This window comes from Roseococcus sp. GW821-FHT12F05 (assembly GCF_058806835.1).
This window is the reverse complement of sequence record NZ_JBXAQB010000002.1, coordinates 23,567-36,971: the sequence shown is the minus strand read 5'-3', so window position 1 is coordinate 36,971 and position 13,405 is coordinate 23,567. Positions and strand designations below refer to the sequence as shown.

Below are 13,405 nucleotides of genomic sequence, written 5' to 3'. Positions count from 1 at the left end.
CCGACGTGGACGTGGCGCGACAATTTGCGTATGGCTGCACAAATGATGAGCACCCGTCTCCGCCCGATCGCGCTGTCGCGCGACGTGACGATCGAAACGCCGGTGATCCTGGCCCCCATGTCCGGCGTGACCGACCTCCCGTTCCGGCGGCTGGCGCGGGCCGAGGGGACCGGACTCGTGGTCAGCGAGATGATCGCCTCGGCCGCCATGGTCCGCGAGAACTGGCAGAGCCTCAAGATGGCCGAGACCGATGGTTTCGGCGCGCCCTCCTCGGTGCAGCTGGCCGGCTGCGAGCCCTCGGTCATGGCCGAGGCGGCCCGGCTGGTGGTGGATCGCGGCGCCGCGATCGTGGACATCAACTTCGGCTGCCCCGTGAAGAAGGTGGCCCTCGGCCAGAGCGCCGGCTCGGCGCTGATGCGCGACGAGGTCCGGGCCGCGGCCATCCTGGAGGCCACGGTGAAGGCCGTGAGCGTGCCGGTCACGCTGAAGATGCGGATGGGCTGGGACCACAGCAATCTCAACGCGCCGAAGCTGGCGCGGATCGCGCAGGAATGCGGGATCAAGATGGTCACCATCCACGGCCGCACCCGCCAGCAGCTCTATACGGGCGTGGCGGATTGGGACTTCATCGCCTCGGTGAAGGCGGCGGTGGACATCCCCGTCATCGCCAATGGCGACATCCTGACGGTGGACGATGCGCTGGCCGCGCTGACCCGCTCCGGCGCCGACGGCGTCATGATCGGCCGCGGCTGCTACGGCCGGCCCTGGTTTCCGCGCCAGGTCGCGGCCTTCCTGCGTGACGGCACGCGCTTGCCCGATCCGACCATCGAGGAGCAACTGGCCATCCTCCTGCGCCACTACCGCGCCATGCTGGAGCATCACAGCCCCGGCTACGGCGTGCGCATGGCCCGCAAGCACATCGCCTGGTACTCGCGCGGCCTGCCGGGCAGCGCCGACTACCGCGCGGTCGTGAACCGCGTCGAGACGCCGGAGGAGGCCGAGGCGCTGATGCTGCGCTACTACGGCTCGCTGATCGAGCGCGGCATCGAGGCGGCGCCAGAACCCTTCCGCGAGGCCGCGTGATGGCTGCCGATTCAGCCCTCCGGGCGCTGCGCACCCTTCGGCCATCGGAGAGATCCCGGGCCGCCGATTCAGCCCTCCGGGTGCTGCGCACCCTCCGGCCATCGGAGGCAGTCTGATGGCCACCGGCGTCATCGGCAAGGTCGCCGCCCTCGCACGCCGCCCGCGCGCGATGCCGCCGCCGGAATCGGCGACCATCCTCTCCGCCCTGCCGATGCCGGCCATCGTGCTCGACGGCGAGGACCGCTTCCGCTTCGCCAACCCGGCCGCCGAGATCTTCTTCCAGCATTCGAGCCAGACGCTGCTGAACATGCCGCTGGCCGAGCTCCTGCCGCCCGACAACCGGCTCTTCGCGCTGCTGCACCAGGTCCGCGTGCAGGACAGCCCCGTCGCCGACCACGACCTGACGCTGGAAAGCCCGCGCCTGCACCGCCACGGCGTCTCCGCCTACGGCGCGCCCATGACCGACTTGGCCGGCAGCGTCGTGCTGACCCTGCAGGACGGCTCGACGGCCGCCATGCTCGACCGCCAGCTCCACTTCCTCGGCGCCGCGCGGGGCGCGACCGCCATGGCCGCGATGCTGGCCCATGAGGTGAAGAACCCGCTCTCCGGCATCCGCGGCGCCGCCCAGCTGCTGGAGCAGGGCGCCTCCGAGGGCGACCGCGAGCTCTGCACCCTCATCCAGGAGGAGAGCGACCGCATCCGCAAGCTGGTGGACCGGATGGAGATGTTCTCCGACCGGCCGATCGAGCCGCGCGCCGTGAACATCCATTCCGTGCTCGACCACGTCCGCCGCGTGGCCCAGAGCGGCTTCGCCGCGCACCTGAAGATCAGCGAGGAATACGACCCTTCGCTCCCCGCCGTCTGGGGCGACCGTGATCAACTCGTGCAGATCCTGCTGAACCTCGTGAAGAACGCGGCCGAGGCTGTCTCCACCGGCGGCGCCAGCGGCGGGCCCGGCGAGGTCCAGCTCATCACCGCCTATCACCACGGCGTCCGCATCGCGGTGCCCGGCAGCAACGAGCGCGTCCACCTGCCGCTGCAGGTGATGGTGCGCGACAACGGCGCCGGCATCCCCGAGCCGCTGCGCAGCACGCTCTTCGAGCCCTTCGTGACCACCAAGCGGGGTGGGCAGGGGCTCGGCCTCGCGCTGGTCGCCAAGCTCGTGGCCAACCATGGCGGGCTGATCGAATGCGACAGCCGCCCGGGCCGCACCACCTTCCGACTGTCCCTCCCGGCGCCGCCCCCCGGCGAGCCGGGCCATGAGAGTGATGAATGACCGAATCCCGAACGATCCTGATCGCCGATGACGACCGCGCGATCCGAACCGTCCTGTCCCAGGCCCTGACGCGGGCGGGATACAATGTACGCGCCACCTCCTCCGCCTCCACGCTCTGGCGCTGGGTCGAGGATGGCGAGGGCGATCTGGTGGTGACCGACGTCGTCATGCCCGACGAGAACGGGCTCGACCTGCTGCCCCGCATCAAGCGCGTGCGGCCCGACCTGCGCGTAGTCGTCATGAGCGCGCAGTCCACCTTCACCACGGCCGTGAAGGCCGCCCAGCGAGGCGCCTTCGAGTACCTGCCCAAGCCCTTCGACCTGAAGGAGCTGCTGAGCGTGGTGGAGCGCGCCCTCGCGCAGCCTGCCACCGCCTCGGCCCCCGAGGAGGATTCCGAGGGCGAGCGCCTGCCGCTGATCGGCCGCAGCGCCGCCATGCAGGAGATCTACCGCACCGTCGCCCGCCTCACGACGGCCGACCTCACCGTCATGGTCACGGGCGAGAGCGGCACGGGCAAGGAGCTGATCGCCCGCGCCCTGCACGACTACGGCAAGCGCCGCTCCGGCCCCTTCGTCGCCATCAACATGGCGGCCATCCCGCGCGAGCTGATCGAGAGCGAGCTCTTCGGCCATGAGCGCGGCGCCTTCACCGGCGCGCTGACCCGCGGCGTCGGCCGCTTCGAGCAGGCCGCCGGCGGCACGCTCTTCCTTGACGAGATCGGCGACATGCCGGCCGAGGCGCAGACCCGCCTGCTGCGCGTCCTGCAGGAGGGCGAGTTCACCACGGTCGGCGGCCGCCAGCCGGTGAAGGCCAATGTCCGCATCGTGGCGGCGACCCACCGGGACCTGCGCGCCTCCATCCGTGCGGGGCTGTTCCGCGAGGACCTCTTCTACCGGCTGAACGTCGTGCCGATCCGCCTGCCGCCGCTGCGCGAGCGGACGGAGGACATCCCCCTCCTGGCCCGCCACTTCCTCGATCGCGCGCGTGCCGCGGGCCTGCCCCAGAAATCCCTCAGCCCCGAGGCGCTGGAGCGGCTGAAGCGCCACGCCTGGCCCGGCAACGCCCGCGAGCTGGAGAACCTGATGCGCCGCCTCGCGGCCCTCTACCCGCAGGAGATCATCGGCGAGGAGGCGGTGGCCGCCGAGCTCGCCGAGGCCGAGGCGCCCGCGGACGGCGCGCCGCGCAGCAGCGAGACGCTGGAGCAGGCGGTGGAGCGCCACCTCAAGCTCTTCATGGCCGCCCACAAGGACGGCATGCCCATCCGCGACCTGCACGACCGCGTGATCTCCGAGGTCGAGCGGCCGCTGCTGCGGCTCGCCCTCAGCGCCACGCGCGGCAACCAGATCAAGGCGGCTGCGCTGCTCGGCCTCAACCGCAACACGCTGCGCAAGAAGCTGCGCGACCTGGAGCTTCCGGTCGTGCGCGGGCTCTCATGACCCCCCCTCTCATAAGCCCATGAGCGAGAGCCCGGCCGCCCCCCGCGTCCGCGTGCCCCTGCTGCGGCGGATGGCCGACATGCTGCTGGGCCGCGGCGTCACGCTGGGGCTGGCGGTCGGCGCGCTGCTCATGGGCATCGCGACCTTCGTGCTGCTCTCCGACGGCAGCCCCTTCGGCCCGACCCGGCCGGGGCAGGTCGTCGTCATCTTCCTGGTCAACACGGCGATCGTCCTGCTGCTGTTGGCCTCGCTGCTGGGCCAGCTCGTGCGCGTCTGGGCGGAGCGGCGGCGCGGCTCGGCGGGGTCGCGGCTGCACACGCGGCTGGTGCTGCTCTTCTCGGTCGTGGCCATTGTGCCCTCGATCACGCTGGCGGCCTTCTCGGTCGGCTTCTTCAACCTCGGCATCCAGGCCTGGTTCAGCGACCGCGTGCGCACGGCGCTCGAAGCCTCGCTCGCCGCAAGCCGCGCCTATTTCGAGGAGCACCAGAACAACATCCGCGCAGATGCTCTGGCGATGGCGAACGACCTCAACCGCGCCGTGGTGCTGCTGCCCGACCAGAGCCTCGCCTTCGCCCGCGTGCTCGCCACCCAGGCCAGCGCGCGGGGCCTGACCGAGGCCGTGGTCTTCGAGCCGCTGCTGGGCCGCATCGTGGCGCATGCCGGCATCAGCTCGGGCTTCCAGCTCTCGCCGCCGCCGGACTGGGCGATGGAGCTGGCCACCAACGGCGAGGTCGCGGTCATCGCCGTCGAGGAGGAGAATCGCGTCCGCGCCGTGATCGCCCTCACGCCGACCTCGGGGCTGCAGCTCATGATCGGCCGGCCCGTCGATTCCTCCGTGCTGGAGCACATGCAGCGCACCGAGGCCGCGGTCACCGCCTATCAGGCGATCGACCGCAACCGCGAGGGGCTGCAGATCACCTTCGTGATGATCTTCGCCATCGGCTCGCTGCTGGTGCTGCTGGCCGCGGTGCTGATCGGCCTCGTGCTCGCCAACCAGCTGGCCGGGCCCATCTCGCGGCTGATCACGGCGGCCGAGCGGGTGCGCGGCGGCGACCTCTCCGTCCGCGTGGAGGAGGGCGATGCGGACGACGAGGTCGGCAGCCTCAGCCGCGCCTTCAACCGCATGACCAACCAGCTCGCGGCCCAGCGCAGCGAGCTGATGGAGGCCTATCGCCAGATCGCCGAGCGGCAAAACTTCACCGAGGCCGTGCTGGGCGGCGTCTCGGCCGGCATCGTGGGCCTCGACGCGGAGCTGCGCGTGAACCTGCCGAATCGCAGCGCCAGCCAGCTGCTCGGCATCGACCTGGAGCGCGAGATCGGCCGTTCCATGGCGGAGATCGCGCCGGAATTCGCGCCCCTGCTCGCGAATCCCGGCACGACCCGCACGGCGGAGATCCGGATCGGTCCCCACAACGCGCGGCGCACGCTGCTGGCCCGCCTCTCCCCGGAGATGGAGCAGCAGGGCCACGTGCTCACCTTCGACGACATCTCCGCGCTGCTGACCGCGCAGCGGCAGGCGGCCTGGGCCGATGTCGCGCGGCGAATCGCCCATGAGATCAAGAATCCGCTGACGCCCATCCAGCTCAGCGCGGAACGTCTCAAGCGGCGATACCTGAAGCAGATTCACGACGATCCCGAGACCTTCACCGCCTGCACCGACACCATCGTCCGCCAGGTCGGCGACATCGGCCGCATGGTCGACGAGTTCAGCGCCTTCGCCCGCATGCCGCAGCCGGTCATCCGCACCGAGGAGATGGGCAAGATCGTGCGCGAGGCGTTGATTCTTCAGCAGAATTCCCGCCCGGAGATCGAGTGGATCACCGACCTGCCGGAGCATCCCGTCTATGGGGCCTGCGACCGCCGGCTGATCAACCAGGCGCTCATCAACCTGCTCAACAACGCCGCGGACGCCATTGCCATGCGCGTGCAGCGGGATGAGGATGAAGGCAGGGAGCGGCCGCGCCCCCTCGGTCATATTCGTGTCAGTCTGCAACCCGATGGCGACATGCTCGTCATTGCCGTGGAGGATGATGGAATCGGATTGCCGGAAGGTGTCGAGGTCGATCGTCTCACCGAGCCCTATGTGACGCACAAGGCGAAGGGGACAGGCCTTGGTCTTGCCATCGTGAAGAAGATCATGGAGGACCATCGCGGGCGTATCGTGCTCAGTGACGCGACGGAGGGCCAAGGATTGGGACGCGGTGTGCGCGCCGAGCTGTTCATCCCTGCACGGGAGGCCGAGGTTCTGGAAGGTGAAGTGATGGAGCGCGGCCATGGCGCATGACATCCTGATTGTCGACGACGAGCCGGACATCCGTTCGCTCATCGACGGCATCCTTTCGGACGAGGGCTACGAGACCCGCCAGGCGCATAATTCCGACACCGCCATCGCGCATTTCCGGGCGCGGCGACCGTCGCTGGTGATCCTCGACATCTGGCTGGCCAATTCGCGCCTCGACGGGCTCGGCATCCTGGACGCGATGCATCGCGAGGAGCCGCATGTCCCCTGCGTCATGATCTCGGGCCATGGGACGATCGAGACGGCGGTGCAGGCGATCCAGCAGGGGGCCTACGACTTCATCGAGAAGCCCTTCAAGAGCGATCGGCTGCTGCTCATCGTGGCCCGCGCGCTGGAGGCGGCGAAGCTGCGCCGCGAGGTCAGCGACCTCCGGCTGCGCGCCGGCTCCGAGATGGAGCTGGTCGGCGTCTCGCAGGCCATGGCGCAGATGCGCGCCGCCATCGAGCGCGTGGCGCCGACCAATTCCCGGGTGCTCATCAGCGGTCCCGCCGGCACGGGCAAGGAGGTGGCGGCGCGCATGCTGCACGCCCGCTCGCGCCGCGCGGACGGCCCCTTCATCGCGCTGAACTGCGCGACGCTGAACCCCGCCCGGATCGAGGAGGAGCTCTTCGGCGTGGAGCCGCAGGGCGACCAGCCGCGCCGCGCCGGCACGCTGGAGCGCGCCCATGGCGGCACCTTGCTGCTGGATGAAGTCGCGGACATGCCCATGGAGACCCAGGGCAAGATCGTGCGCGCGCTGCAGGAGCAGGGCTTCGAGCGCGTGGGTGGGGCGACCCGGGTGAAGGTGGATGTGCGGGTGATCGCCACCACCAACCGGGACCTCCAGGCCGAGATCACGGCCGGGCGCTTCCGCGAGGACCTGTTCTACCGTCTCTCCGTCGTGCCGCTGCGCATGCCGGCGCTGCGCGAGCGGCGCGAGGACGTGCCGGCCCTGGCGCGCCACTTCCTCTCGCGCTCGATCGAGACCTCCGGCCTCTCGCCGCGCGGCCTCGCCGAGGACACCATCGCGGCGCTGCAGACCTATGAGTGGCCCGGCAACGTGCGCCAGCTGCGCAACCTCATCGACTGGCTGCTCATCATGGCGCCGGGCGAGCAGGGTCAGCCGATCCGCGCCGAGTCGCTGCCGCCCGAGATCGTTTCGGCCGCGCCCTCCATGCTGCGGCTCGACCGGTCCAGCGAGATCATGACCCTGCCCCTGCGCGACGCCCGCGAGATGTTCGAGCGGCAGTATCTGGAGGCGCAGCTCCTGCGCTTCGGCGGCAATATCAGCCGGACCGCGAACTTCGTCGGCATGGAGCGCAGCGCGCTGCACCGGAAGCTGAAGTTTTTGGGCATGCAGTCCGAAGACAGGGCCACGGGGACGGCGTAGCCTCCACGCCGACCCATCACGAGGCCGATTCACGCGTCAGCTCGAAGGAAGCTGACACGATCGGACTCCAGCGCGGAGCCGGCATGTCGAAGATCGCCTATGTGAACGGGGCCTATGTGCCGCAGCGCGACGCCTGCGTGAACATCGAGGATCGTGGCTACCAGTTCGGCGACGGTATCTACGAGGTGGTCCACGTCCATCGCGGGCGCTTCATCGACGAGGACCGGCATCTCGGCCGGCTGGAGCGCTCGCTGAAGGAAATCCAGCTCCCCATGCCGATGCCGCGGAAGGCGCTGCGCATGGTCCTGCTGGAGGTGCTGCGACGGAACCGCATCACGGCGGACGGGCTGGTCTACATGCAGGTCTCGCGCGGCGTGGCCCCTCGCGACCACGCCTTTCCGAAGAAGCCGGTCCCCGTCTCCTTCGTCGTCACGGCCAAGCGCATCCCGCCCTATCCGACGAATCTCGACGCCACCGCCATCGCCGCCGTCACCCATCCCGACCTGCGCTGGGCGCGCTGCGACATCAAGACCATCAACCTGCTGCCCAACGTGCTCGCCCGCCAGGCCGCACGCGAGGCGGGAGCTGCCGAGGCGATCCTCTACAATGAGGCGACCGGCATGGTCACGGAATGCGCCGCCACCTCCTTCTGGATCGTCGATGCCGGGGGCGCGCTGCGCACGCGCCACCTGGACCAGTCCATCCTGCCGGGCTGCACGCGCGGCGCGCTCATCGCGGAGCTGGAGGCGGCGGGCATCGCCTACAGCCTGGAGGAGTTCAGCCTGGAGGAGATGCGGGCCGCGCGCGAGACCTTCCTCACCTCGGCGACGGGCTTTGTGAAGCCGATCACTCGGATCGACGGGAAGGACGTCGCGGACGGGAAGGTCGGCCCCGTCACGCGCCGGCTCTTCGACATCTTCACGCGGCACGTGAACGCCAGCGTCGGGAATGCCGCGTGAATCAGGCGCCCACGGCGATTCTCTTCGACTGGGACAACACCCTCATCGACGGCTGGGCTGCGATCCAGTCCGGGCTCAACACGGCCTTCGCCGCCTATGGCAAGCCACCCTGGTCCCGCGAGCAGGTGCTGGCAAACGTCCGGAAGTCTTTGCGCGACAGTTTTCCGGAGCTGTTCGGCAAGGAATGGGAGCGCGCCCGCGACATCTTCTACGACGCGGTCCGCGCGACCCATCTGGAGGTCATCGCGCCGCTGCCCGGAACGATCCGGATGCTGGACGCGGCCGCGCACCTGCCGCTCGGCGTCGTCTCCAACAAGCAGGGGCCGCTGCTGCGCACCGAAGCGCAGCATCTCGGCTGGAATCCCCGCTTCCGCGCACTGATCGGCGCCGGCGACGCGCTGGCCGACAAGCCCTCCGGCCTGCCGCTGGAGCTCTGCCTCACGCGCATGGGCCTGCGCGCCGGCCCCGGGATCTGGTATGTCGGCGACACCGGCGTCGACATGCAGGCCGCGCGCGCGGCGGGCTGCAAGGCCGTGCTGCTGGGCGACGCGGCGCATGACGGCGGCGTCGCGGCACTTGGTCCGGACATGCATTTCGCCGATGGCGAGGCGCTGGCGCGCTGGCTCGGGGCCCTGGACAAGGGGGGCTAGAGGCCCGACATTCCGGCCTTCATGTGCAGGGCCTCGGCCTCGCTCAAAAACAAGAAGGAGGCCTTCATGGCCGAGAAATCCCAGAACGTGCAGGACGTGTTCCTGAACCACGTTCGGAAAAGCAAAACTCCGGTGACGGTGTTCCTGGTGAACGGCGTCAAGCTCCAGGGAATCATCACCTGGTTCGACAACTTCTCCGTCCTCCTGCGAAGGGACGGCCACACCCAGCTCGTCTACAAGCATGCGATCAGCACGGTGATGCCGGGCGCGCCCATCATGCTGTTCGATCCGCAGGCCGCGGGAACGGCGGCGGCGCCGGCTGCGGGCGCGGCGCCTGTTCGCGAGTCGACGCTGACCATCGGTGCACGGGAGCCCGCCACTGCCCGCGACGAGTGAAGACGTCGCGGCTGCTCCCACGCGCGCCGCGGTCATCCTGCCCTACGAGCGCGCGCAACGTTCCAACGTGCTCGAGTTCGCGCCCGCCGGCGCGATGCCGCGCGCCGCGGAAGCACGGCTCGCCGAGGCCGTGGGGCTCGCCGCCTCCATCGGCGTGACCATCGTCCATTCGGCGATCCACCCGCTGCGCCAGCGCCGCCCCTCGACCCTGCTGGGCGAGGGGCAGGTGGCCATGGTGAAGCAGGCGCTGCAGGAGCAGGAGGCCGATCTCGTCGTCGTCGACGCCGCGCTCACCCCCGTGCAGCAGCGCAACCTGGAACGCGAATGGGGGGCCAAGGTCATCGACCGCACGGGCCTGATCCTGGAGATCTTCGGCGATCGCGCGCGCACGCGCGAGGGCACGCTGCAGGTCGAGCTCGCGCATCTGGAGTACCAGCGCACGCGGCTCGTGCGATCCTGGACCCACCTCGAGCGGCAGCGCGGCGGCTTCGGCTTCCTGGGCGGCCCGGGTGAGTCGCAGATCGAGATCGACCGCCGGCTGATCGGCGAGCGGATCGTGAAGCTCAAGAAGGAGCTGGAGCAGGTCCGCCGCACGCGCGGCCTGCACCGCAAGGCGCGCGAGCGCGTGCCCTATCCGGTGATCGCGCTGGTCGGCTACACCAATGCCGGAAAATCCACGCTGTTCAACGCGCTGACCGGCGCCGCCGTGTATGCGCAGGACCAGCTCTTCGCGACGCTGGACCCGACCATGCGGCAGATCACGCTGCCCTCCGGCCGACATGCCATCCTCTCCGACACCGTGGGCTTCATCAGCGAGCTGCCGACCCAGCTCATCGAGGCCTTCCGGGCCACGCTGGAGGAGGTCGCCTCGGCCGACATCATCCTGCACGTCCGCGACGTGGCACACCCCGACAGCACCGCCCAGCGCAACGACGTGGTCGCCGTGCTGGACGAGATGACCGAGGGGCCCGACGCGCCGCTCGACGAGGGCTGGCGCGCGCGCAGCATCGAGGTGCTGAACAAGGCCGACCTGCTCGGCGGGACCGAGGCCATCGCGGCGCGCGCGCAGGGCGGGCTCGCGGTCTCGGCGCTCACCGGCGAAGGGCTCGACAACCTGCGGGAGGTGCTGGACGAGCGGCTCTCCGCCAGCATGCTCACCGAGCGCTTCGAGCTGCCCTCCGAGGACGGTGCGCGGCTCGCCTGGCTCTACCGTCACGGAGAAGTCATCGACCGCGCCGAGGCGGACGGGCTGGTCCAGGTCACGGTGCGGCTATCGCCGACCGACCGGGCGCGCTACGCCCAGCTCCCATGAGGATCACGACAGCTCAGGCGGACGACATCGCGGCGGTGCTGCGCGAGGCGGCGCGGGCGGAGATCCTGCCGCGCTTCCGCCGGCTCGCGGCGGGCGACATCCGCGCGAAGTCCGGTCCGCTCGATCTCGTCACCGAGGCGGACGAGGCGGCGGAGCGGCGCATCACCGCCGAGCTCGCGGCGCGCTTCCCCGAGGCCATGATCCTGGGCGAGGAGGCGGCCGCGGCCGATCCCTCGCTGCTGGTGACGATGGCCGAGGCGGAGCTCTGCTTCATTATCGATCCCGTGGACGGCACGGCGAATTTCGCAGCCGGCGTGCCGCTCTTCGGCGTGATGGTGGCCGCGGTGCGCAACGGCGAGACCATCGCAGGCTGGATCCACGACCCCATGGGCGACGACACCGTGATCGGCCTGCGCGGCGAGGGCGCCTGGGTGCAGGCGCCCGATGGACACCGGCGCGACTGCCGCGTCTCGGCGCCGGTGCCGGTCTCGTCGATGGTGGGCGCGATCTCCTGGGGCTTCATGCCGCCCGAGCGGAAGGCGCGCATCCTGCCGCGCCTCGCGCGGCTCGCCGGCACGCTCAACTTCCGCTGCGCCGCGCATGAGTACCGGCTGGCCGTGACGGGCGGCGCGCAGCTGCTAGTGTACAACAAGCTGATGCCCTGGGACCACGCGGCCGGCGTGCTGATCCATGCCGAGGCCGGCGGCTATTCCGCCCAGCTCGACGGCACGCCCTATTCCCCGCGCAAGCACACCGGCGGGCTGGTCTGCGCGCCCGACGCGGCCGGGCATGCCGAGGCGCTGCAGTCGCTCTTCGGCGACGAGTGATGGCGCTGGGCCTTGCCCCGCGCGCCGCCGACCGCAAGCCCCAGCGCCCGCCGGAGGCCGTCTTCGGCCTGGACGACCGGGTCCCGTTCCCGGTCGCCGCCGGCCTCGCCTTCCAGCACCTCGCCGTGCAGGCGATCTTCCTGGTGCTGCCGGCCGCGATCGCCATGGATTTCGGCTTGGCGCCGCGCGCGGCCACCAACTTCCTCTGCCTCTCGATGCTGGCCTTGGCGCTCTTCGCAGCCCTGCAGGGGCTGCGGAGGGGGCCAATCGGCGCCGGCTACCAGGTGCCGGCGATCCCCTCGCCGATCTTCGTCGGCGTCTACCTGCTCTGCGCGGGCGCCGGGCTCTCGCCGGGCCGGACGGGCGCGCTCCTGGTCGTCGCCGGCGTCGTCGCCATCGCGGCCAGCCTGCTGATCCGCCGCCCCCAGGCGCTCGTGCCCGCCGAGTTGGCGGGGCTGGTGGTCGTGCTGCTCGGCGTCTCGCTCGTGCCGGTGATCCTGGACGAGATGCAGCTGCGCGATCCGGTCCTCGACGCGGAGGACGCCGTGGAGGTGGCGATCACCTTCGGTTCCTTCGTCGTCATGGTGGCCGTCGCGCTCTCGCGCACGCGGCTCTCGCCCTATGCCGTGCTGATCGGCGCGGTGCCCGGCTGGGGCGCGGCGCTGCTGCTGCAGGGTGATTCCGGAAACGCCGACGTCCTCGCCGCCAATCCCTGGCTGGCCTGGCCCGAGCCGATCCTGCCGAGCTTCGAGGCCCTGCCCATCCCGCTGATGCTGGGCTTCGTCTTCGCCATCGTCCCGGCCAAGGCGGTGCTGCTGGGCAACCTGCTCGCCCTGCAGCGTGCGGCCGATGCGGAGTGGCGGAAGCCCGACGGGGGGCCGCTGCGGCGCGGGCTGCTGGCCAATGGGCTGACCCTGGCGGCCTCCGGCGCCTTCGGCGGCATGGCGCCCTCGGCCTCGGCGGCCTGCGTGGGGCTCTCCATCGCGAGCCGCACGCTCGCGCCGGTCATCGCCATGGTGGGGGCCGCGATGATGGCGGCGCTGGCCTTCTCGCCGAAGCTGGTGGCGGTCTTCATCGCTATGCCCGGCGCCGTGAAGGCGGCGATGGTGCTCTACGCCGTCTGCTTCATCATCGCGACGGGCTGCCAGCTCGTGACCGCGCGCATGCTGGACGTGCGGCGGAGCCTGGTGGTGGGCCTCGGGCTGGTGATGGGGCTTTCCGTCGTCGTCGCGCCCGGCCTCTTCGCCGAGCACCTGCCGGCCCTGGCCTCGCCGCTGACCTTCGGCGCGCTGACCGGGTTCCTCCTGCACTTCGCCACAGCGCCCTTCATGATCCGGCAGGCCAGCTTCACGCTGCCGCTGGACGCGAGCCTGCCGCGCGTGGCCGAGGACCAGGCGCTGCGGCTCGGCGGTGCCTGGGGCGCGAAGCCCAGCACCATGGAGAAGGTGGAGCACTTCTGGATCGAGATGGGCGAGGTCCTCGCCGCACGCGGGCTGACCAGCGCGCGGGCGCGGGCGCGCCTGGGGGAGGGGGAGATCGTGGTCTCGGTGCGCTTCGCCGGGCCGCCTCTGCCGGCGCCGGCGGCAAAGCCGCACGTCTCCGCCCTGGAAGGCGAGGCCGCCGAGCGGGAGGCCTTCACGCTCTGGCTTGCGACCCGGGAGGCCGTCCGGGTGGAGCGCGGCGAGCACGGGTGGCGCGCGGCGTTCGAGGACGTCTGATACCAAAGGCCCTGGCGGGTTGGCCGCAAAGCGGAGAGAACGTCTTGAGGAGGGCGAGCCCTCCTCAAGGCAGCCGGGTC

The 13,405-nt window shown here is 70.8% G+C and carries 11 protein-coding genes; all 11 read left to right on the top strand.

Translation table 11 applies throughout. From position 1 onward, the window contains the following. Positions 1-42 precede the first annotated feature (42 nt). On the top strand, positions 43-1,083 hold the full coding sequence (gene dusB / locus AC1ROY_RS04930) for a tRNA dihydrouridine synthase DusB (RefSeq protein WP_493147482.1): 1,041 nt from the start codon (positions 43-45) through the stop codon (positions 1,081-1,083). A gap of 115 nt (positions 1,084-1,198) precedes the next feature. After that, entirely contained in the window at positions 1,199-2,359 is a 1,161-nt protein-coding gene (locus AC1ROY_RS04925; protein WP_493147481.1) for a two-component system sensor histidine kinase NtrB, read from the top strand. After that, positions 2,356-3,795, top strand: coding sequence for a nitrogen regulation protein NR(I) (gene ntrC / locus AC1ROY_RS04920; protein ID WP_493147480.1), 1,440 nt, complete (start codon positions 2,356-2,358; stop codon positions 3,793-3,795). The genes AC1ROY_RS04925 and ntrC overlap by 4 nt, the downstream gene beginning before the upstream one ends. A 19-nt stretch (positions 3,796-3,814) precedes the next feature. Further along, positions 3,815-6,079 carry a sensor histidine kinase NtrY-like gene (locus AC1ROY_RS04915; RefSeq protein ID WP_493147479.1) on the top strand — a complete coding sequence of 755 codons (2,265 nt, stop codon included), beginning with the start codon at positions 3,815-3,817 and terminating at the stop codon, positions 6,077-6,079. Continuing rightward, complete coding sequence (ntrX, locus tag AC1ROY_RS04910) at positions 6,069-7,463, top strand: nitrogen assimilation response regulator NtrX (protein WP_493147478.1); 1,395 nt, start codon at positions 6,069-6,071, stop codon at positions 7,461-7,463. Before AC1ROY_RS04915 ends, ntrX begins: the two co-directional genes overlap by 11 nt. 83 nt (positions 7,464-7,546) lie before the next feature. Further along, positions 7,547-8,422, top strand: coding sequence for a D-amino-acid transaminase (locus AC1ROY_RS04905; protein WP_493147477.1), 876 nt, complete (start codon positions 7,547-7,549; stop codon positions 8,420-8,422). Continuing rightward, positions 8,419-9,072 (top strand): HAD family hydrolase, encoded by a 654-nt coding sequence (locus tag AC1ROY_RS04900; protein ID WP_493147476.1) that lies wholly within the window; start codon positions 8,419-8,421, stop codon positions 9,070-9,072. The genes AC1ROY_RS04905 and AC1ROY_RS04900 overlap by 4 nt, the downstream gene beginning before the upstream one ends. A 66-nt stretch (positions 9,073-9,138) precedes the next feature. Next, the gene (gene hfq / locus AC1ROY_RS04895; protein WP_493147475.1) at positions 9,139-9,468 is read left to right on the top strand and encodes an RNA chaperone Hfq; all 330 of its coding nucleotides are present in this window, start codon (positions 9,139-9,141) and stop codon (positions 9,466-9,468) included. 67 nt (positions 9,469-9,535) lie between these two features. Next, a complete protein-coding gene (hflX, locus tag AC1ROY_RS04890; RefSeq protein WP_493147474.1) occupies positions 9,536-10,780 on the top strand; it encodes a GTPase HflX in 1,245 nt (414 codons plus the stop codon). Next, positions 10,777-11,607, top strand: a complete 831-nt coding sequence (locus tag AC1ROY_RS04885) for an inositol monophosphatase family protein (protein WP_493147473.1) — start codon at positions 10,777-10,779, stop codon at positions 11,605-11,607. Before hflX ends, AC1ROY_RS04885 begins: the two co-directional genes overlap by 4 nt. Then, positions 11,607-13,325, top strand: coding sequence for a solute carrier family 23 protein (locus AC1ROY_RS04880; RefSeq protein ID WP_493147472.1), 1,719 nt, complete (start codon positions 11,607-11,609; stop codon positions 13,323-13,325). Before AC1ROY_RS04885 ends, AC1ROY_RS04880 begins: the two co-directional genes overlap by 1 nt. Positions 13,326-13,405: the final 80 nt, after the last annotated feature.